This window comes from Acidovorax sp. NO-1 (assembly GCF_000238595.1).
Classification (GTDB): domain Bacteria; phylum Pseudomonadota; class Gammaproteobacteria; order Burkholderiales; family Burkholderiaceae_C; genus Acidovorax.
Window position 1 is genome coordinate 1 of the sequence record NZ_AGTS01000020.1, and the last position, 17,618, is coordinate 17,618.

Genomic DNA, 17,618 nt, shown 5'->3' on the forward strand with positions numbered 1-17,618 from the left:
CAACAATAAATTCCGTTCCGTTCTTCTCGCCACAACGCTAGTGCCCAGGGGTACAAAGCCTCGGCGTCCAGAGCAACAGAAAACATGCAGTGGTCAAATGGGTCGGCCTGACGAGAACCGGGAGAGCATCCGCAAGCAAGTCAGGCCAAATGGCCTTCGCGTGATGCGTCCGGTGAGTGCGATATCAATATGCCTTGAATTGCAGAACGCCATCTGCACCCGATACCCGTTCCAACTCACCCGTAAACCACAAATAGTGCAAATGGGCCAAAGCTTCGCCCATCGCAAACGTCATCTGGTGTGTGTCTAAAGTGCGCTGAAACAGGATCGGCAGGATATCGGCTGCGCTGAGTGAACGCAACTGGGCTGCCTGCAGGATGTCAGCCAGTCGATCTTGATGGTGGCGTTCAAGTTGGGCGATGCGCGCGGCAAGCCCCGTGAAGGGCTTTCCGTGAGACGGGAGAACCAGGGTCTCAGTCGGCAATTCAAGATATCGTTGCAACGACGTCAGGAATAGACGCAGTGGATTGCCCTCGGGTTCGCTCGCGTGGACGCTGACATTGGTGGAAATCCGCGGGAGCACCATGTCTCCACTGAGAAGAACTCCCAATTCCTCGCTATAGAGCGCCATGTGCTCGGGCGCGTGCCCATATCCGCTGATGCAGCGCCAGGCACGGCCGCCAATGTCGAGCATGTCGCCATCCATGATTCTGCGATAGCACGGCGGGAGAGCTGGGACCAGTGTAGGAAAGTAGGACGCCCGACCGCGCACATGGGACAGAAAGGCGGCATCCGTTGCACCGTGCAAAGCGTAGAAGCCTGCTCCCGCCTCCCCTCCGAAACCATGGGGGTCATAGACGGCTGTGCGTGCCACGTTATAGTCGGTGGCACTGATCCATAAGCGCACATTCCAGAGAGAACACAACCAGTGCGCCAGACCGATGTGGTCAGGATGCATGTGGGTCACGATGACCCGCAAGATCGGCAGTCCCCCCAGGCTCGTAGCGAAGATCTTTTCCCACTGCGCGCGGGTGGCTGCGCTGTCGATGCAGCAGTCCACCACCGACCAGCCGTCCACCGCTACGCCGTTTGCGTCGGGCTGACGGTCGCGCAAGAGCCACAGGTTGATGTGATCCAGGGCAAAGGGCAGCCCCATACGTATCCACCGGACACCCGGGGCGACATCAACCGTTCCACCTTCCGCCGGCAGCGTATCGCCCAATGGGTAGTGGATCTCGTGTTCAAGTGGATTCATGTGGACGATCCGATGGGTTAGCATTGACGTTAACGTTAACGTCATAGACGCAGCACATTGTAGAGAGGCAAGCGCCAGTCACTGTCGCCGGTGCGCACCCCACTCTCCGCTTGCACCCCACACCATGGCCAACACCTACACCATCAGCGATCTTGCCAAAGAGTTTGATCTCACGACGCGCGCCATTCGTTTCTACGAGGACATGGGTTTGCTGCAGCCCGAGCGAACGGGGCCCGCCGGGAGAAACCGTGTCTACAGCGCGAGGGACCGCACCCGCCTGCGGCTGACGCTTCGGGCCAAGCGGCTGGGCCTGTCGCTCACCGAAGCCAGGGAGATCATTGATCTCTACGACAGCCCGCGCGACACCGGCGTGCAATTGCGCAAGTTCCTTGATGTTCTGGTGGTGCACCGCAGGCAACTGGAAGACCAGCTTGCAGACCTCAAGGCCAATCTGGCCGAGGTGCAAGAGCATGAGGAGGAGGCTCGCGCTCTCCTGGCCAAGGTCGAAAGCCGAAAATGATTCATAATTGACGTTTACGTAAACGTAAATAAGGAAACGCCGTGAGCCTGCCGCTTTTCGAACCTCGCTGTGCGAACTTCGCGGAGCGCGTGCGTGACAGTTTTGCACACCAAGGGGCGATGAAGACCCTGGGTGCCGTGCTGGGTGTGGTGGCACCAGGGGCGGTAGACATTGAGCTGCCCTGGAGCGCCGGGCTTACGCAGCAGCACGGTTTCCTGCATGCGGGCATGGTCGCCACTGCGCTGGATTCGGCCTGTGGCTATGCCGGTTTTACGCTGATGGGCGAAGACGCGGCCGTCCTCACCATCGAATTCAAGATCAACCTGCTGGCGCCGGCCAAGGGCCAGCATTTCCGGATGGAGGGGCGGGTGCTCAAGCCCGGCCGCACCATCACAGTGTGTGAGGGCCGAGCCTTCGCCATCGACAACCACCAAGAAAAACTGGTCGCTACCATGGGGTGCACACTCATGGCAGTCACCGGGCGCGACACCATCAAGGGCTGAGACAGCCTGTCATTTTTCCCGTACCGAGGAGACATTCACCATGAGCATTCCTTCCAACCTGCCAGGCCTCAATTTCCAGCTGGGCGAAGACATAGACGCCCTGCGCGATGCCGTTCGCGACTTCGCACAAGCTGAAATTGCGCCGCGCGCCGCAGAAATCGACAGAACTGACCAGTTCCCCATGGACCTGTGGCGCAAGATGGGCGATCTGGGTGTGCTCGGCATCACGGTGCCCGAGCAATACGGCGGTGCCGCCATGGGCTACTTGGCCCACATGGTGGCCATGGAAGAAATCTCGCGTGCCAGCGCCTCGGTGGGCCTCTCGTACGGCGCGCACAGCAACCTGTGCGTGAACCAGATCAACCGCAATGGCAATGAGGCGCAGAAGGCCAAGTACCTGCCCAAGCTCATCAGCGGCGAACACGTGGGCGCGCTGGCCATGAGCGAACCGGGTGCTGGCTCCGACGTGATCAGCATGAAGCTCAAGGCCGAGGACAAAGGCGGTTACTACCTGCTCAACGGCAGCAAGATGTGGATCACCAATGGTCCGGATGCGGACACCCTGGTGGTGTATGCGAAAACTGAACCCGACCTGGGCGCGCGTGGCGTGACGGCCTTCCTCATCGAGAAGGGCATGAAGGGCTTTTCCATCGCGCAAAAGCTCGACAAGCTCGGCATGCGCGGCAGCCACACGGGCGAGCTGGTGTTCCAGGACGTGGAAGTGCCCGCAGAGAACGTGCTGGGTGGCGTGAACAGTGGTGCCAAGGTGCTGATGAGTGGCCTCGACTACGAGCGCGCGGTGCTCACCGGCGGCCCGCTGGGCATCATGCAGTCGGTGATGGACAACGTGATCCCCTACATTCACGACCGCAAGCAGTTCGGCCAGAGCATTGGTGAATTTCAGCTCATTCAGGGCAAGGTGGCCGACATGTACACCGTTCTGCAGGCAGGCCGCTCGTTTGCCTACACCGTGGCCAAGAACCTCGACATGCTCGGCACCGACCATGTGCGCCAGGTGCGCAAGGACTGCGCCAGCGTGATCCTGTGGTGCGCCGAAAAGGCCACCTGGATGGCCGGCGAAGGCGTGCAGATCTACGGTGGCAACGGCTACATCAACGAATACCCGCTGGGCCGCCTCTGGCGCGACGCCAAGCTGTACGAGATTGGCGCAGGCACCAGCGAAATCCGCCGGATGTTGATCGGACGAGAACTGTTTGCAGAAACCTGCTGACCGTTCAATGCCCCCACATCCGCTGACACCCTGAGGACAACATGCCCACATCCGTCGAAGATCTCTTTGTTCACAACCGTGCCTGGGCCGCGCAGATGGAGCGCGAGCGGCCGGGATTTTTCACCGGGCTGCTGGCCCAGCAAAAACCGAAATACATGTGGATTGGCTGCTCGGACAGCCGCGTGCCTGCCAACCAGATCACCGGGCTGGAACCTGGTGAAGTGTTCGTGCACCGCAATGTGGCCAACGTGGTGGTTCCGACAGACCTGAACTGCCTGTCCACCATTCAGTATGCGGTGGACCAGCTTCGTGTGGAGCACCTGATGGTGGTGGGGCACTATGGCTGCGGCGGCGTGCTGGCTGGGCTGGAGGGCATTCGCGTCGGTCTGGCCGACAATTGGATCCGCCACGTGTCGGACGTTCGGGACCGCCACCGCGACCTGATTGCCTCGATCGAACCGCAGTGGCGTCACGACGTGCTGTGCGAGCTCAACGCCATCGAGCAGGTGGTGAACGTGGCCCAGAGCACCGTCATGCTCGATGCCTGGGGCCGAGGCCAAAAAGTCACGCTACACGGCTGGTGCTATGGCCTCAAGGACGGCCTGATCAACAATCTGCACATGTCTGTGGACAGCACCGAAGGCCTGGAGGCGCACTACAAGGCCGCCATTGCCGGCGTGGCCGCCGTCAAGCGCAAGTAGCCTGCCGGTACACCACCCCGCGCTGCGCCAGTCGCGAAGCCCCATGTTCCCGCAACGCCTGGATGCCCCCCATGCCTATGGCATCGCCAAGGCCATGATGGATGGTTTCAATCGGCACTACCGGTTGTTCCGCACCGAATCCGCGCGGGCCAAACACCGCTTCGAAACCGCCGACTGGCATGGCCAGCAGCGGGCACAGCGCGAGCGCATCGAGTTCTACGACCTGCGTGTCAAGGAGTGCGTGCGCAGGTTGGAAAAAGAATTCGGTGCAGGGGAACAGCCCATGGACGTGTGGCACCAGGTCAAGCTGCATTACATCGGCCTCTTGGTCAACCACCACCAGCCCGAGCTGGCCGAGACCTTTTTCAATTCGGTCACCACCAAGATCCTGCACCGCACGCACTTTCACAACGACTTCATCTTTGTGCGGCCTGCGGTCAGCACCGAATACATCGAGAACGAAGAGCCCGCCGCGCGCCCCACCTACCGCGCCTACTACCCCACGCGCGACACGCTGGGCGACACCTTCCGGACCATCATCGAGAACTTCCAGCTCCAGCGCGAATTCGCTGACCTCTCGCGTGACACCGCCTGTGTGGTGGCCGCCATGCGCAGCCGGCTCGACAAGGTCAAGCTGCGCACCAATTTCCAGGTGCAGGTGCTCACCAGCCTGTTTTTTCGCAACAAGGGCGCTTACGTGGTGGGCAAGATCATCAACGGCTTCAACGAGGTGCCGTTTGCCCTGCCCGTCCTGCATGACGACAGCGGCAAGCTATATATCGACGCCGCGCTGTTTGGTGAAGACGACATGCAGATGCTGTTCAGCTTTGCACGCGCGTACTTCATGGTGGACATGGAAATCCCCAGCGCCTACGTGCAGTTCCTTCGCAGCCTCATGCCGCGCAAGCCGCGCGCCGAGATCTACAACGCCCTGGGCCTGGCCAAGCAGGGCAAGACGCTGTTCTACCGCGATTTTTTGTATCACCTGAAGCATTCCAGCGACAAGTTCCGCATTGCGCCGGGCATCAAGGGCATGGTGATGCTGGTGTTCGACCTGCCAAGCTTTCCCTTCGTGTTCAAGCTCATCAAGGACTACTTCCCGCCGCAAAAGGAAACCACGCGCGAGCAGATCAAAGCGAAGTACTTGCTGGTCAAGCAGCACGACCGTGTGGGCCGCATGGCCGACACGCTCGAGTACAGCGAGGTGGCCTTCCCGCGTGACCGCTTTGACGACACACTGATCGCCGAGATCGAGAAGTTCGCACCCAGCCAGCTCGAAATCAGCGACCGCGACGGCGACGGCCAGACCGAGGTCATCATCAAGCACCTGTACATCGAGCGGCGAATGATCCCGCTCAACATCTACCTGCAGGAGGCGTTCGACACCGGCCTTTCCGACCCGCGCGCACGCCAGCAGGTCGAGCGCAGCGTGATCGAATACGGCAACGCCATCAAGGACCTCGTGGCCGCCAACATCTTCCCCGGCGACATGCTGTGGAAGAACTTTGGCGTCACGCGTAACGGCAAGGTCGTGTTCTACGACTACGACGAGATCGAGTACCTCACCGACTGCAACTTCCGCCGCGTGCCCGCGCCCCGCAATGAAGAGGAAGAAATGAGCGGCGAGGTCTGGTACGCCGTGGGCCCGCGCGATGTCTTTCCTGAAACCTTTGGCCCCTTCCTGCTCGGCAACGACGCCGTGCGCGAGGTGTTCATGCAGCACCACGCCGACCTGCTCGATGCCGCCTTCTGGCAGTCGCACCAGGAGCGCATTCGTGCGGGGCACATGTTTGACGTGTTCCCTTACGACGCAGACCGGCGCTTTGCGCACGCAGCACCCGCCAGTCAGGCGCTTTGATTCCACCCCGCTTTTTTCATCTGACCCCTTTCTCAGGAGACCAACACCATGTCCACATCCCAGCAAGACCCCATCGTCATCGTCGGCGCCGCACGCACCCCCATGGGTTCGCTGCAGGGCGATTTCTCCAGCCTGGCTGCACACGACCTGGGCGGCGCTGCCATCAAGGCCGCCGTCGAGCGCGCCGGTGTGTCGCCCGACGCCGTGGGCGAAGTGCTGTTCGGCAACTGCCTGATGGCAGGGCAGGGCCAGGCACCCGCACGCCAGGCAGCGTTCAAGGGCGGCCTCCCCAAGGGCGCTGGTGCCGTCACGCTCAGCAAGATGTGCGGCTCGGGCATGAAGGCCGCGATGATGGCGCACGACATGCTGCTGGCCGGCACGCACGACGTAATGGTGGCGGGCGGCATGGAAAGCATGACCAACGCCCCCTACCTGCTGCAAAAAGGCCGCGGCGGCTACCGTCTGGGTCACGACCGCATCTTCGACCACATGATGCTCGACGGCCTCGAAGACGCCTACGAAGCCGGCCGCAGCATGGGCACCTTTGGCGAAGATTGCGCCGCCAAGTACCAGTTCACGCGCGAACAGCAAGACGCGTTTGCCACCGCCAGCGTGCAGCGCGCCAAGGCGGCCACCGAGTCGGGCGCTTTTGCGGCCGAGATCGTGCCCGTCACCGTCAAGACCCGTGCAGGCGAAACCGTGGTGTCGGTGGACGAAGGCCCCGGCAAGGTCAAGCTCGAAAAGATCGCCACCTTGAAGCCCGCCTTCAAGAAGGACGGCACCATCACTGCCGCCTCCAGCTCCAGCATCAACGACGGCGCTGCCGCGCTGGTGATGATGCGCGAGTCCACCGCCAAGAAGCTGGGCGCCAAGCCGCTGGCCCGCATCGTGAGCCACGCCACCCACGCGCAAGAACCCGAATGGTTTGCCACTGCTCCGCTGGGTGCCACGCAGAAGGCGCTGGCCAAGGCCGGCTGGCAAGTGGGCGACGTACAGCTGTGGGAGATCAACGAAGCCTTCGCCGTGGTGCCCATGGCGCTGATGAAGGAGCTGGACTTGCCCCACGACAAGGTCAACGTGAACGGCGGCGCCTGTGCGCTGGGCCACCCCATTGGCGCCAGCGGTGCACGCATCATGGTCACGCTGATGTACGCGCTCAAGGCCCGCGGCCTGACCAAGGGCCTGGCCACGCTGTGCATTGGCGGCGGCGAGGCCACGGCCGTGGCGCTCGAACTGGTGTGATCGCCCCACCCGGCATTGCCGGGTGGTTGTGCAGATGCTTGAATGCTTCTGTTTTTATAGCTGCTCGCGCTTATCTGATAAGCGCTAGAGGCTGATTTGGCTTGAAAATGAACTCCATACTTGTCATCGGCGCGTCCCGCGGCATTGGCCTGGAGCTGGTGCGCCAGTACACCGAAGCCGGCCGCCGCGTGATCGCCACCGTGCGCGACGACGCAGGCCGCGAGCGCGTGCTGGCCCTGGGCGCCGAGGCGCTTACCGTCGATGTGGCCAACCCTGCCAGCATCAGTGGCCTCGCCTGGCAGCTCGATGGCGAGAAAATCGACATCGCCTGGTACGTGGCCGGGGTGATCCGCCGGCCCAACGCGCTCACGCCGCCCACGCAGCAGGACTTCGATGCCGTCATGCACACCAATGTGCTCGGCGCGATGCAGGCCATCCCGCAGGTGGCGCCGCTGGTGGCGGATGCGGGCGGGGTGTTTGCGTTCATCTCGTCCTCCATGTCGCAGATCAGCAGCGTGCCGAACAGCGGCTCCTGGCTGTACCGCACCAGCAAGGCTGCGCTCAATATGGCCGTGGCCGCCGCGCAGCACGACTACCCCGGCGCCACGCTGGTCACCATCGACCCCGGCTGGGTGCAGACCGACATGGGCGGCGACAGCGCCCCGCTCACGGTGGAAGACAGTGTGCGCGGCCTGCGCAGCACGGTGGCGGGCCTGACCCCGGCCGACAAGGGCCGCCTGCTGCACCACGATGGCCGTCGGGCTGCGCACTGGTAATTCCTTTCAACGAACAACGACTTCCGGAGACACCCCATGCTGCTGACCCAAGACCAGGAAATGATCCGCGACGCCGTGCGCGACTTTGCCCAGACCGAGCTGTGGCCCAACGCCGCGCGCTGGGACAAGGAACACCATTTCCCCAAGGAGGCCCATCAGGGTCTGGCCGCCTTGGGCGCCTACGGCATCTGCGTGCCCGAAGAGTTTGGCGGCGCCAATCTCGACTACCTCACGCTCGCGCTGGTGCTCGAAGAGATTGCTGCCGGTGATGGCGGCACCAGCACGGCGATTTCCGTGACCAACTGCCCCGTCAACGCCATCCTCATGCGCTACGGCAATGCACAGCAAAAGCGCGACTGGCTCACGCCGCTGGCGCGCGGCGAAATGCTGGGCGCCTTCTGCCTGACCGAGCCGCATGTGGGCTCCGACGCCTCCGCACTGCGAACCACGGCCGTGAAGCAGGGCGACGAATACGTGATCAACGGCGTCAAGCAGTTCATCACCAGCGGCAAGAATGGCCAGGTGGCCATCGTGATCGCCGTCACCGACAAGGGCGCGGGCAAAAAGGGCATGAGCGCCTTCCTCGTGCCCACCAGCAACCCCGGCTACGTGGTGGCACGGCTGGAAGACAAACTGGGCCAGCACAGCAGCGACACGGCGCAGATCAATTTCGACAACTGCCGCGTTCCGGCCGAGAATCTGATCGGCGCCGAGGGCGAGGGCTACAAGATCGCCCTGGGCGCGCTCGAAGGCGGTCGCATTGGCATTGCCGCGCAAAGCGTGGGCATGGCGCGCAGCGCATTTGATGCGGCGCTGGCGTATTCGAAGGAGCGCGAGAGCTTTGGCACCGCCATCTTCAACCACCAGGCCGTGGGCTTTCGCCTGGCCGACTGCGCCACGCAGATCGAAGCCGCGCGCCAGCTCATCTGGCACGCTGCCGCGCTGCGCGACGCGGGCAAGCCCTGCCTGAAAGAAGCCGCCATGGCCAAGCTGTTTGCCAGCGAGATGGCCGAGCAGGTGTGCAGCGCCGCCATCCAGACGCTGGGCGGCTACGGAGTGGTCAACGACTTCCCGGTCGAACGCATCTACCGCGATGTGCGTGTGTGCCAGATTTACGAAGGCACGAGCGACGTGCAGAAGATCATCATCCAGCGCGCGCTGGCGTAGCCGTTCAACCTTCAGGGGCAGGCCTGCCCATGCGAATATCGCCCGCATGAGCACCCCTACCGAGCCTGTCCCCTCCTGGTCTGCGCTGCCTCCGGACGCCCGGCTGCAGCTGCTGGACACCGCCTTCCTGCGCGTTCGCAACGGCTGTCTCATCATGCCGGTGCTCGGTTTGCCCGGCTCGGCATGGCTTGGGGCCCTGGGGCTGTGGCCACAGAGCATTACGCTGTGGTGGGTGGCCGCCCTGTCCCTCGCAGGCGTAGCCTGGTACGTTTGGCGGCTGTGGCAGCGTGACAGACCGCGGCTGGCCCACACGGGCGATGCTGCGCTGCTGGCGATTTGGCTGCGGCGCGTGCCGGCTCTGGCGGCGGTGTACGGTGCTTTGCTGATGAGCGTGGCGGCCTGCGCAGGGCCTGGCGCTCCCTTCGAAATGCGCATGGCATTCCTCAGCGGAGCCATGATGGTGCTTGCCGCCAATGCCACTCACCAGTCGGCGGTGCTGGCGGTTTACCAGGGTTTCTTTTTGTCCGGGTTCGCCGTCACGCTGCTGTCGGTGCCGTACGTTTTTCCGGAGCACTGGTTGTATCTGCTGCCCATGTACCTGCTCTTTGCAGTTTTCTTTCGCAATGCGCGGATTAGCCACCAGTTCTTCGTGCGCAATGTCGAGCTGAGCGAACGCTTCCGCGCCGCCAAGAGCGAGGCCGAACAGGCACTTTCCGTCAAGAACCAGTTCCTCGCCACCGCCAGCCACGACCTGCGCCAGCCCGTGCATGCTGTGGGGCTGCTGGCCGAATCCGTAGCGCTGCGCAACCGCGACGCGGCGCTGGCTGGCACGCTGCAGGACCTGCGCCAGGGCGTGCAGTCGCTGCAGTGGATGTGCAACGCGCTGCTGGATCTGTCGCGCATCGAAGCCGGCGCTGTGCAGGCGCGCCTGCAACCCGTTGCGCTGGCGCCGCTGCTGCACGAGGTGACCACACTGCTGGGCGAATCGGCACGCGCGCGGGGGCTGGCGCTGCGCCTGCGCCTGCCGCCTGCCGGCACGCGGGTGCAGGCCGACCCCATGCTGCTGCGCCAATGCGTGGTCAACCTGGTGCACAACGCGCTGCGCTACACGCAGCACGGCGGCGTGCTGCTGGCAGTGCGCCGCCGCGCCGGGCACTGGCAGGTGGAGGTGTGGGACACCGGCCCCGGCGTGGCCGATGAGGAGCGCGAGCGCATCTTCTCGCCCTTCGCCCAAAGCCACACCGCCCCGCGCGCGGCGGACGATGCGGACGACGTTGGCTATGGCCTGGGCCTGGCCGTGGTGGCGCGCTGTGCCGAGCTGATGGAGGCGCCCCTGGGCCTGGCGTCGCGCCTGGGGCGGGGCTCGCGCTTCTGGCTGCGGCTGCGCAGTGCCGCAGCAGGCGAAGCCCCCCGTGCCGCCGCCCCCGCTTCGGCGCCGCAGGGCAGCCTGCACGGCCGCTGCCTGGTGGTGGAGGACGACCCCCAAGCGACCGCAGGCTGGCAGCAGCTGCTGCAGGACTGGGGCGTGCAGGTGCGCTGCGCTGCCGATGGCGCAGAGGCACTGGACCTGCTGGCACAGGGCTTTGCACCCCAGGCCATCCTGTGCGACCAGCGGCTGCGCTCGGGCGAAAGCGGGTTCGCCTTGCTCCAGCGGCTGGAGGCGCTGTGCCCAGACGCAGCACTGGCCATGGTGAGCGGCGAGTGGGATTCGCCCGCGCTGCGCCAGGCCGAGGAGGAAGGCTATCTGGTGCTGCGCAAACCGGTGGCGCCGGAGCAACTGCATGCCCTGTTGCGGCAGTGGTTGTGCGAAGGTGCATGATGCTATTTAAAATATAGCGCTTTACGCTTGCTGGTAAAGCGATTTGGCGACTTTTGTGGCTACTTTTTCTTGCGCCACTGTGCCAGCGCGGCGTGCAGGTCGCTAGTGTTCACCGGCTTGCGCGAAGGCTGCGTTCGCCAGTGCGGCCAGGTAGGTGCGCCGTGTCGCGACAACGGCTGAGTTGGTAAAGCGCGCAGCTGCGGCGCACCACCGTGCGGGCAAGGCGTATCACGACAGTTCCAGCCGCCGCCCGCGCAGCAGGGTGATGGCCTCGACCCGCGTGCGCACGCGCAGCCGCTCCAGAATGCCCGTGACGTGCTCCTTCACAGTGCTCTCGGCGATGTTGAGCTGCAAGGCGATGCGCTTGTTGGGCAGCCCTTGCAGCACCAGCGCGAGGATCTCGCCCTGCCGGGCGGACAACCCCAGCTCGGCCGGGGTCACCGGCAGGTCGCGGTTGCGCGGCGGCTGGTTGCCCAGCGGGCCCGGCGCAAACCAGGTTTGCCCGCTCAGCAGGGCTTCCACCGCCACGCCAAACGTTTCCGGCGCCGCCTGCTTGTGGATGAAGCCGTGCGCGCCGGCCTGCCTGGCCTGTTGCATCACGGCCGGGTCATCGTCGCCGCTGATCACGGCGATGGGCGTGCCGGGACACAGGCTGCGCACCTGCGCTACGAGGCTCACCGCAGCGCCTTCCGCCAGCCAGAAGTCGATCAGCGCTATCGCCGGCGTGCCCCGCTCGTCCACCCAGCGCAGAAGGTCGTCCGCGCCACCTGCCACCACCACCTCCAGCTGCGGCAGGCGCGCGCGCAGGAACTCGGCCACGCCACGGGCCACCAGGGGGTGGTCGTCGAGGATGAGGGCATAGGCAGACATGGGCGGCAGGCGTGCGGACAAGCAGGAAAAAAGCGGGAGGACGGGAGGACGGGAGAGCGGGAGGAGTCGGGCATGAAGGCGGCACCGACCTCGGAATGCGCCGTGGCGGGCGGCCAGGGTAGGGCGTCCTCGCCATGCGCGGATTCTGCCAAGTGTGCGCAGTGGTGCCGCACGCGCAAACCCTACCTCGGTAGGGTTCCGCGCTGCAGCAAGCGCTGCACAGAATCCGCCGTCTTTTCCGCATCGGTCCATGGGGCCAGCCGGGACAACCCGCTGTGCCTCTTTTGACCATCCCTCGCATGTCTTCAAGGAGTTTTCTGCCCATGACCCCCACCCTCTCCACACGCCCACGCCACGCCGCCCTGCGCGCAGCGCCTGCCGCGATGGCCCTTGCCATGCTGGCCGCCTGCGGCGGTGGTGATGACGATGGCACAGCGCCCCCTGTGGTGGGCGCCTACACCGTAGGCGGCGCCCTCAGCGGCCTGGCCGCCGGCCGTACCGTGAAGCTGCAAAACAACGCCGAAAACGATCTGCAGCTCAGCGCCAACGGCAGTTTTGAGTTCTCCACCCGGCTGGACCACGGCGTGCGCTACGCCGTCACCATCAAGAACCAGCCAGCGGGCCAGCGCTGCGCCGTGTCGCAGGGCACGGGTACCGCCACGGCCAATGTGCGCGATGTGCAGGTGCGCTGCGAAAACCTGGCCGCCGCCACCTTCACCGTGGGGGGCTCGGTCACGGGCCTGTCCGGCACCGGCCTGGTGCTGCAGAACAACGGGCGCGACGACCTGGCCGTGGGGGCCAACGGCGGCTTCACCTTTGCCACGGCGCAGGCCGGCGGCACGGCCTATGCCGTCACTGTGCGCACCCAGCCCGCCGGCCAGAGCTGCACGGTGGCCAACGGCACGGGCACAGTCGCTTCGGGCCACGTGACCACGGTGGAAGTGCGCTGCGCCACCGCTGCAGCCGGTCTGCCCGAAGGCGAGTGGAAGCAGGAGCTTTGTGTACAGGCCCGTCCGGGCACATGGGGGCGCAACGTGTGGCGCATTACCCGCCAAAGCGAAACGCGCGCCACGGCCGTTATGACCTTTGCCGCCTACGCCAACGCACAGTGCACCGGCACTGCCACAGTGGGCGGCCCGACCACGGATCTGGGTAGCTTTGTGTTTGACCGCACCGGCAGCACTGCCACGCTGAATGCCTTCTGGGGCGCCTGGAACCAGCCCAACGGCCGCACCGACCGCGTGGTGTGGGCGCGCAAGGGTCCACGCCTGTGCCTGATGTCGGACCAGAACCCCACGGTGTTCCCCACCGCTGCGGGCGTGGAGAGCTACGTGGATTTGATCATCCCCAACAAGACGTGCTACGTGAAGGACTAGCCGACAAAGGGAAGCCCCCGGCTCTGCCGCGGGGCAGGCAGTGCCCGCTCACGTGCGCGGGAGGCTGTGGGCCCCGCCTGCTGGCGGGTGGCGCGCCTGCCGACACCTGCCAGCTGACGCCTGGGTGACTCGTGCGCAGCCTTTCGCGGGTTGCGCCGGTTGCAGTGCGGGCGGGCTTGTTCAAGGATGGAGGCCTGTTTTTTCAGGAGCTCCGCATGCCTTTCGCGCACGTCAATGGCCAGAAGCTGTATTACGAAGACACGGGGGGTGAGGGCCCGGCCATCGTGTTTTCGCACGGGTTGTTGATGGATGGCAGCATGTTCGCGCCGCAGGTCGAGGCCCTTCGAGGCACCTGGCGCTGGATCACCTGGGACGAGCGGGGCCATGGGCAGACGGCCGACCCCGCGCGCTGCGACCCCTTCACCTACTACGATTCGGCCAACGATCTGGCCGCGCTGCTGGGGCACCTGGGCGTGCGCCAGGCCGTGCTGGCGGGCATGTCGCAGGGCGGCTACCTGTCGCTGCGCTGCGCGCTCACCCACCCCGACCTGGTGCGGGCGCTGGTGCTCATCAACACGCAGGCCCTGCCGGAGCAGCCGGAAAAGATGGCGGGCCATGAGGTGCTGATGAAAAACTGGCTGGAGAACGGCCTGTCCGACGAAATGGCCGGGGTGGTGGCCCACATCATCCTGGGCGACGGCTGGGCGGGCGCCCCGCAGTGGCAGGCAAAGTGGCGCGGGTTCACCGTGCCCAACCTGATGCAATGCTTTACCACCCTGGCCAGCCGCGACGACATCAGCGACCGCCTGGGCGCCATCACCGTGCCAGCGCTGGTGGTGCATGGCGAGCAGGACAACGCCATTGATCTGCCACGCGCCCAGGCCATGGCCGACAGTCTGCCGCACGCGAGCTTGGTGGTGGTGCCCGGCGCCGGGCATGCCAGCAACCTCACGCACCCCGAGCCCGTGAATGCGGCATTGGCGGCGTTTCTCACCCGCCTGTAAAACGCCAAGCGCCCGTGATGGCCGGTCGCGCCGTGGTCACGTTGCGTTCACCGACCGGTGCGCGGGCCGCAGCACCACGGTGATCTGCCCGTTGGTCTCGATGGTGGCGCGTTCCACCTCGTGTGCGTGCAGGCAGCCGCCCGAGCGCAGCGCGGCCTCCACGTCGTCCTGGGTCAGCAGCTCATTGCGCATCAGCACCTTGTTCAGCTCACCCTGGTGGATCAGCACCTGGGCCTTGCCGTCCACCCAGCGCCCGATGCGCGGGAAGTGAAACGCCAGCCGCGCCAGCACCACATGCAGCAGCAGCAGCGTGCTGGCCGATATCAGCCCGCCCGTCAGCGAGTTGTCGCCGGCGTTCATCGAGTTCTGCACCGCGTTGGACAGGATCAGCAGCAGGATCAGATCAAACGGCTCGTACTGCCCCGTCTGCCGCTTGCCCGACAGGCGCATGAACACCAGCAGAAACAGATACACCACCACGCCGCGCAGCACAAACTCCCACCACGGCACGCTCATTTGCCACATTGCAAGGCTCCTTGTCGGATGCTCGGATGGTGGCAGTCTAGGCCCTCCGCGCACACCCGGCTTGCGCTGCGACCGCCATGCCTTGCTTGGCAGGCCGGTCACGGCCCGCACAGGCGCATTCGCCTGCGGTTTCCAGGCTGAGCGAAAATCTCGGGCACCCACAGCCGCCCTACCGAAAGAAGCACGCCATGCAACGCCGCCAATTCCACCAAGCCAGCCTCGCGGGGGCGCTGCTGTGCGCCACCGCACAACACGCCTGGGCTCTGTCGCTGGGCGACCTCACCAACGCCGATGCGTCCAGCGGCCTCAAGGCCGCGCTCACCCAGGGCGCGCAGGCGGCGGTGTCGCTGCTGGGGCGCAACGACGGTTTTCTGGGCAACCCCAAGGTGCGCATCGGTCTGCCCGGCTACCTGGGCGATACGGCCAAGGTGATGAAGTCGCTGGGCCAGGGCCGGCGCATCGATGAGCTGGTGGTGTCCATCAACCGCGCCGCCGAAGCAGCCGTGCCCATGGGCAAAGACCTGCTGGTGGGTGCGGTGCAGAAAATGACGGTGACCGACGCCAAGAACATCCTCACCGGTGGCGACAACTCGGTAACCACCTTCTTTGCCGACAAGACCCGCGAGCCCCTGGGCCAGCGCTTTTTGCCGGTGGTGAACCAGGCCACCGAGAAGGTCGGCCTCACGCAGAAGTACAACGCCTTCGCGGGCAAGGCCGCGAGTTTTGGGCTGCTGAAGGCCGAAGACGCCAACCTGGCGCAGTACGTGACCGGCAAGACGCTGGACGGCCTGTACTTCATGATTGGCGAGGAAGAGCGCCGTATCCGACAGGACCCGGCCGCCGCAGGCAGCGCCATCGCGCGCAAGGTGTTTGGCGCCTTGCGTTGAAAGGGGCCGCTGCACATGCCCATGCCCATGCCCCTGCCCGCTGATCCGTGCCCCTGCGGGCGCCTGTCGCCCATGGGCCGGGGTGGCAGCAAGGGCAAAGGCGCCGCCCCCTTGGCGTATGCCCACTGCTGCGGCCGCTACCTGCCGGCACCCGGGGCCGATGCTGCCCCTGCACCGGATGCCGAAAGCCTCATGCGCTCGCGCTACACCGCCTTCGTCTCTGAGCGGGCCGACTACCTGCAGGCCACCTGGCACCCCGGCACGCGGCCCGCGGCCCTCGACTTCGAGCCCGGCGCCCGCTGGCTGGGGCTGCAAGTGCGCAGCCACCGCGCCACGGGGGAAGACCGGGCCGAGGTGGAGTTTGTCGCGCGCTACCGCGTGGGCGGGCGTGCGGTGCGCCTGCATGAGACCAGCCGCTTTGTGCGCGAGGATGGCCGCTGGCTGTACGTGGGTGGCGACATCAGCCCCTGAATTTTTAATGAAAATGACCTCTAGCGCTTATCCAGTAAGCGCTAACAGCTATGAAATTTGAAGCAATCTTGTTTGATTGTGATGGCGTGCTGGTGGACAGCGAGCCCATCACCAACGGCGTGTTGCGCGACATGCTGGAGGAAGCCGGCTGGGCACTGACGCCGGAGGAGTGCATGCGCATCTTCATCGGCAAGATGGTGCGCAGCGAGGCCGCGCGCATCGAGCACCACACAGGCCGCCCGCTCACCGATGCGTGGATGGCCGACTTCTACGCGCGCCGCAATGCCGCGCTGCACGCGCAGCTCACCGCCATCGAACACATCCATGGTGCGGTCGAGCGTGTGCATGCGCACCACGGCGGGCGCATCGCCTGCGCTTCGGGCGCAGACCGGTTCAAGGTCGAGCTGCAGCTGGCCAAGGTGGGCCTTGCGCCTTACTTTGCCGGGCGCGTTTTCAGCGGCCACGAAATGCCCGCCACCAAGCCTGCGCCCGATGTCTATCTGGCTGCCGCAGCCGCCCTGCAGGCCGCGCCCGCGCGCTGCGCAGTGGTGGAAGACACCGTCACCGGCGTCACCGCAGGCGTCGCGGCGGGCGCTACGGTGTACGCCTATGCCCCGCACGACAGCAGCGACGGCGCCCTGCGGGCTGCAGGTGCATCTCACGTCTTTCGCAGCATGGCCGAATTGCCTGCGTTGCTGGGTTGTTAGGCATGCGCTCGCGGTTGAACTCAGCGTTTCGGTAGTCGGGGCTGCTGTAGGCCAGCACCTGCATGCGTATGGGAAGTTTCAGCGACCGGCCGGGCTGGCACGCCTTTACGGTAAAGGCTTTCCAACCCATACCGGGCAGCGCGCCATCTCCAAGGGCCGGCCCGGACATCCTGAAAGGAACGACCATGAGCGATCGCAACGATGCAATGACCCACAACCCCCACCTGGAGCCCGAAACCAAGGCAGGCACCGGTGCCGTGCTGGGCGGTGCCGTGGGTGGCGTGGCAGGTGGCGCCACGGCCGGCGCACTGGCGGGCGGCGTAACGGGCCCCGTGGGCGCAGCCGTGGGTGCCGTGGTGGGCGCCGTGGCAGGTGCCGTGATGGGCCGCAGCGTCAAGGTGGACCCGGTAGCCGAAGACACCTACTGGCGCGAGAACTACACGTCGCGCCCCTACATCGCCCCCGACGCCACCTATGACGACTATCAGCCGGCCTACCGCTACGGCCTCGACGCGTATTCGCGCTACCCCAACCGCTCGTTCGACGATGTCGAGTCCGATCTGAGCCGCGACTGGGGCAACGCCCGCGGGCGTTCGTCGCTGGAATGGGAGCGCGCCAAGCACGCCTCGCGGGATGCCTGGCAACGCGTGAGCAACACCGTAGAGCGCGCCATCCCCGGCGACTCCGACCGTGACGGCCGTTAAGG

The 17,618-nt window shown here is 65.3% G+C and carries 18 protein-coding genes; 15 read left to right on the top strand and 3 right to left on the bottom strand.

Annotation, left to right across the window (positions count from 1 at the left end; all coding sequences use genetic code 11):
* Positions 1 to 184 precede the first annotated feature (184 nt).
* On the bottom strand, positions 185 to 1,255 hold the full coding sequence (locus KYG_RS02000; RefSeq protein ID WP_034692712.1) for an MBL fold metallo-hydrolase: 1,071 nt from the start codon (positions 1,253 to 1,255) through the stop codon (positions 185 to 187).
* Between the two features lie 124 nt (positions 1,256 to 1,379).
* Between KYG_RS02000 and KYG_RS02005 the strand changes: the two genes are divergently transcribed.
* The 9 genes from KYG_RS02005 to KYG_RS02045 all read left to right on the top strand — a co-directional run bounded on the left by KYG_RS02005 (position 1,380) and on the right by KYG_RS02045 (position 11,072).
* The gene (locus KYG_RS02005) at positions 1,380 to 1,775 is read left to right on the top strand and encodes a MerR family DNA-binding transcriptional regulator (RefSeq protein WP_008903142.1); all 396 of its coding nucleotides are present in this window, start codon (positions 1,380 to 1,382) and stop codon (positions 1,773 to 1,775) included.
* A gap of 41 nt (positions 1,776 to 1,816) precedes the next feature.
* A complete protein-coding gene (locus KYG_RS02010) occupies positions 1,817 to 2,278 on the top strand; it encodes a PaaI family thioesterase (RefSeq protein WP_008903143.1) in 462 nt (153 codons plus the stop codon).
* Positions 2,279 to 2,318: 40 nt separating this feature from the next.
* Complete coding sequence (locus KYG_RS02015) at positions 2,319 to 3,509, top strand: isovaleryl-CoA dehydrogenase (protein ID WP_008903144.1); 1,191 nt, start codon at positions 2,319 to 2,321, stop codon at positions 3,507 to 3,509.
* A gap of 41 nt (positions 3,510 to 3,550) precedes the next feature.
* A complete protein-coding gene (gene can / locus KYG_RS02020; RefSeq protein WP_008903145.1) occupies positions 3,551 to 4,210 on the top strand; it encodes a carbonate dehydratase in 660 nt (219 codons plus the stop codon).
* 43 nt (positions 4,211 to 4,253) lie between these two features.
* Entirely contained in the window at positions 4,254 to 6,068 is a 1,815-nt protein-coding gene (gene aceK, locus KYG_RS02025; RefSeq protein WP_008903146.1) for a bifunctional isocitrate dehydrogenase kinase/phosphatase, read from the top strand.
* A 48-nt stretch (positions 6,069 to 6,116) separates the two neighbouring features.
* The gene (locus tag KYG_RS02030) at positions 6,117 to 7,310 is read left to right on the top strand and encodes an acetyl-CoA C-acyltransferase (protein ID WP_008903147.1); all 1,194 of its coding nucleotides are present in this window, start codon (positions 6,117 to 6,119) and stop codon (positions 7,308 to 7,310) included.
* Between the two features lie 107 nt (positions 7,311 to 7,417).
* Positions 7,418 to 8,086: an SDR family oxidoreductase gene (locus tag KYG_RS02035; protein ID WP_008903148.1), complete on the top strand. Its 669-nt coding sequence runs from the start codon at positions 7,418 to 7,420 to the stop codon at positions 8,084 to 8,086.
* Positions 8,087 to 8,122: 36 nt separating this feature from the next.
* A complete protein-coding gene (locus KYG_RS02040; RefSeq protein ID WP_008903149.1) occupies positions 8,123 to 9,253 on the top strand; it encodes an acyl-CoA dehydrogenase family protein in 1,131 nt (376 codons plus the stop codon).
* Between the two features lie 46 nt (positions 9,254 to 9,299).
* Positions 9,300 to 11,072 carry a hybrid sensor histidine kinase/response regulator gene (locus tag KYG_RS02045; RefSeq protein ID WP_008903150.1) on the top strand — a complete coding sequence of 591 codons (1,773 nt, stop codon included), beginning with the start codon at positions 9,300 to 9,302 and terminating at the stop codon, positions 11,070 to 11,072.
* A gap of 228 nt (positions 11,073 to 11,300) precedes the next feature.
* Here KYG_RS02045 and KYG_RS02050 read toward each other — a convergent pair whose 3' ends face one another.
* Positions 11,301 to 11,942, bottom strand: coding sequence for a response regulator transcription factor (locus tag KYG_RS02050; RefSeq protein WP_008903151.1), 642 nt, complete (start codon positions 11,940 to 11,942; stop codon positions 11,301 to 11,303).
* Between the two features lie 323 nt (positions 11,943 to 12,265).
* On the opposite strand from KYG_RS02050, the gene KYG_RS02055 reads away from it, so the two are divergent.
* Both KYG_RS02055 and KYG_RS02060 read left to right on the top strand, forming a co-directional pair.
* Positions 12,266 to 13,318, top strand: a complete 1,053-nt coding sequence (locus KYG_RS02055; protein WP_008903152.1) for a hypothetical protein — start codon at positions 12,266 to 12,268, stop codon at positions 13,316 to 13,318.
* A gap of 215 nt (positions 13,319 to 13,533) precedes the next feature.
* Complete coding sequence (locus KYG_RS02060; protein ID WP_034692719.1) at positions 13,534 to 14,322, top strand: alpha/beta fold hydrolase; 789 nt, start codon at positions 13,534 to 13,536, stop codon at positions 14,320 to 14,322.
* Positions 14,323 to 14,358: 36 nt separating this feature from the next.
* Here the strand turns inward: KYG_RS02060 and KYG_RS02065 are convergent, their stop codons facing one another.
* A complete protein-coding gene (locus KYG_RS02065; protein ID WP_008903154.1) occupies positions 14,359 to 14,847 on the bottom strand; it encodes a DUF421 domain-containing protein in 489 nt (162 codons plus the stop codon).
* Between the two features lie 188 nt (positions 14,848 to 15,035).
* Here KYG_RS02065 and KYG_RS02070 point away from each other — a divergent pair, with 188 nt between their 5' ends.
* The 4 genes from KYG_RS02070 (at position 15,036) to KYG_RS02085 (ending at position 17,616) form a co-directional block, all read left to right on the top strand.
* On the top strand, positions 15,036 to 15,734 hold the full coding sequence (locus KYG_RS02070; protein WP_008903155.1) for a DUF4197 domain-containing protein: 699 nt from the start codon (positions 15,036 to 15,038) through the stop codon (positions 15,732 to 15,734).
* 15 nt (positions 15,735 to 15,749) lie between these two features.
* Complete coding sequence (locus KYG_RS02075; RefSeq protein WP_008903156.1) at positions 15,750 to 16,205, top strand: YchJ family protein; 456 nt, start codon at positions 15,750 to 15,752, stop codon at positions 16,203 to 16,205.
* A gap of 50 nt (positions 16,206 to 16,255) precedes the next feature.
* Positions 16,256 to 16,912: an HAD family phosphatase gene (locus KYG_RS02080; protein WP_008903157.1), complete on the top strand. Its 657-nt coding sequence runs from the start codon at positions 16,256 to 16,258 to the stop codon at positions 16,910 to 16,912.
* Between the two features lie 185 nt (positions 16,913 to 17,097).
* Complete coding sequence (locus KYG_RS02085) at positions 17,098 to 17,616, top strand: hypothetical protein (protein WP_008903158.1); 519 nt, start codon at positions 17,098 to 17,100, stop codon at positions 17,614 to 17,616.
* Positions 17,617 to 17,618: the final 2 nt, after the last annotated feature.

Excerpts from the sequence above, each read along its gene's own strand:
- KYG_RS02000 (WP_034692712.1), bottom strand. The coding sequence starts at position 1,255 with ATGAATCCACTTGAACACGAGATCCACTACCCATTGGGCGATACGCTG.
- KYG_RS02005 (WP_008903142.1), top strand. The coding sequence starts at position 1,380 with ATGGCCAACACCTACACCATCAGCGATCTTGCCAAAGAGTTTGATCTC.
- KYG_RS02015 (WP_008903144.1), top strand. The coding sequence starts at position 2,319 with ATGAGCATTCCTTCCAACCTGCCAGGCCTCAATTTCCAGCTGGGCGAA.
- can (WP_008903145.1), top strand. The coding sequence starts at position 3,551 with ATGCCCACATCCGTCGAAGATCTCTTTGTTCACAACCGTGCCTGGGCC.
- aceK (WP_008903146.1), top strand. The coding sequence starts at position 4,254 with ATGTTCCCGCAACGCCTGGATGCCCCCCATGCCTATGGCATCGCCAAG.
- KYG_RS02030 (WP_008903147.1), top strand. The coding sequence starts at position 6,117 with ATGTCCACATCCCAGCAAGACCCCATCGTCATCGTCGGCGCCGCACGC.
- KYG_RS02035 (WP_008903148.1), top strand. The coding sequence starts at position 7,418 with ATGAACTCCATACTTGTCATCGGCGCGTCCCGCGGCATTGGCCTGGAG.
- KYG_RS02040 (WP_008903149.1), top strand. The coding sequence starts at position 8,123 with ATGCTGCTGACCCAAGACCAGGAAATGATCCGCGACGCCGTGCGCGAC.
- KYG_RS02045 (WP_008903150.1), top strand. The coding sequence starts at position 9,300 with ATGAGCACCCCTACCGAGCCTGTCCCCTCCTGGTCTGCGCTGCCTCCG.
- KYG_RS02050 (WP_008903151.1), bottom strand. The coding sequence starts at position 11,942 with ATGTCTGCCTATGCCCTCATCCTCGACGACCACCCCCTGGTGGCCCGT.
- KYG_RS02055 (WP_008903152.1), top strand. The coding sequence starts at position 12,266 with ATGACCCCCACCCTCTCCACACGCCCACGCCACGCCGCCCTGCGCGCA.
- KYG_RS02060 (WP_034692719.1), top strand. The coding sequence starts at position 13,534 with ATGCCTTTCGCGCACGTCAATGGCCAGAAGCTGTATTACGAAGACACG.
- KYG_RS02065 (WP_008903154.1), bottom strand. The coding sequence starts at position 14,847 with ATGTGGCAAATGAGCGTGCCGTGGTGGGAGTTTGTGCTGCGCGGCGTG.
- KYG_RS02070 (WP_008903155.1), top strand. The coding sequence starts at position 15,036 with ATGCAACGCCGCCAATTCCACCAAGCCAGCCTCGCGGGGGCGCTGCTG.
- KYG_RS02075 (WP_008903156.1), top strand. The coding sequence starts at position 15,750 with ATGCCCATGCCCATGCCCCTGCCCGCTGATCCGTGCCCCTGCGGGCGC.
- KYG_RS02080 (WP_008903157.1), top strand. The coding sequence starts at position 16,256 with ATGAAATTTGAAGCAATCTTGTTTGATTGTGATGGCGTGCTGGTGGAC.
- KYG_RS02085 (WP_008903158.1), top strand. The coding sequence starts at position 17,098 with ATGAGCGATCGCAACGATGCAATGACCCACAACCCCCACCTGGAGCCC.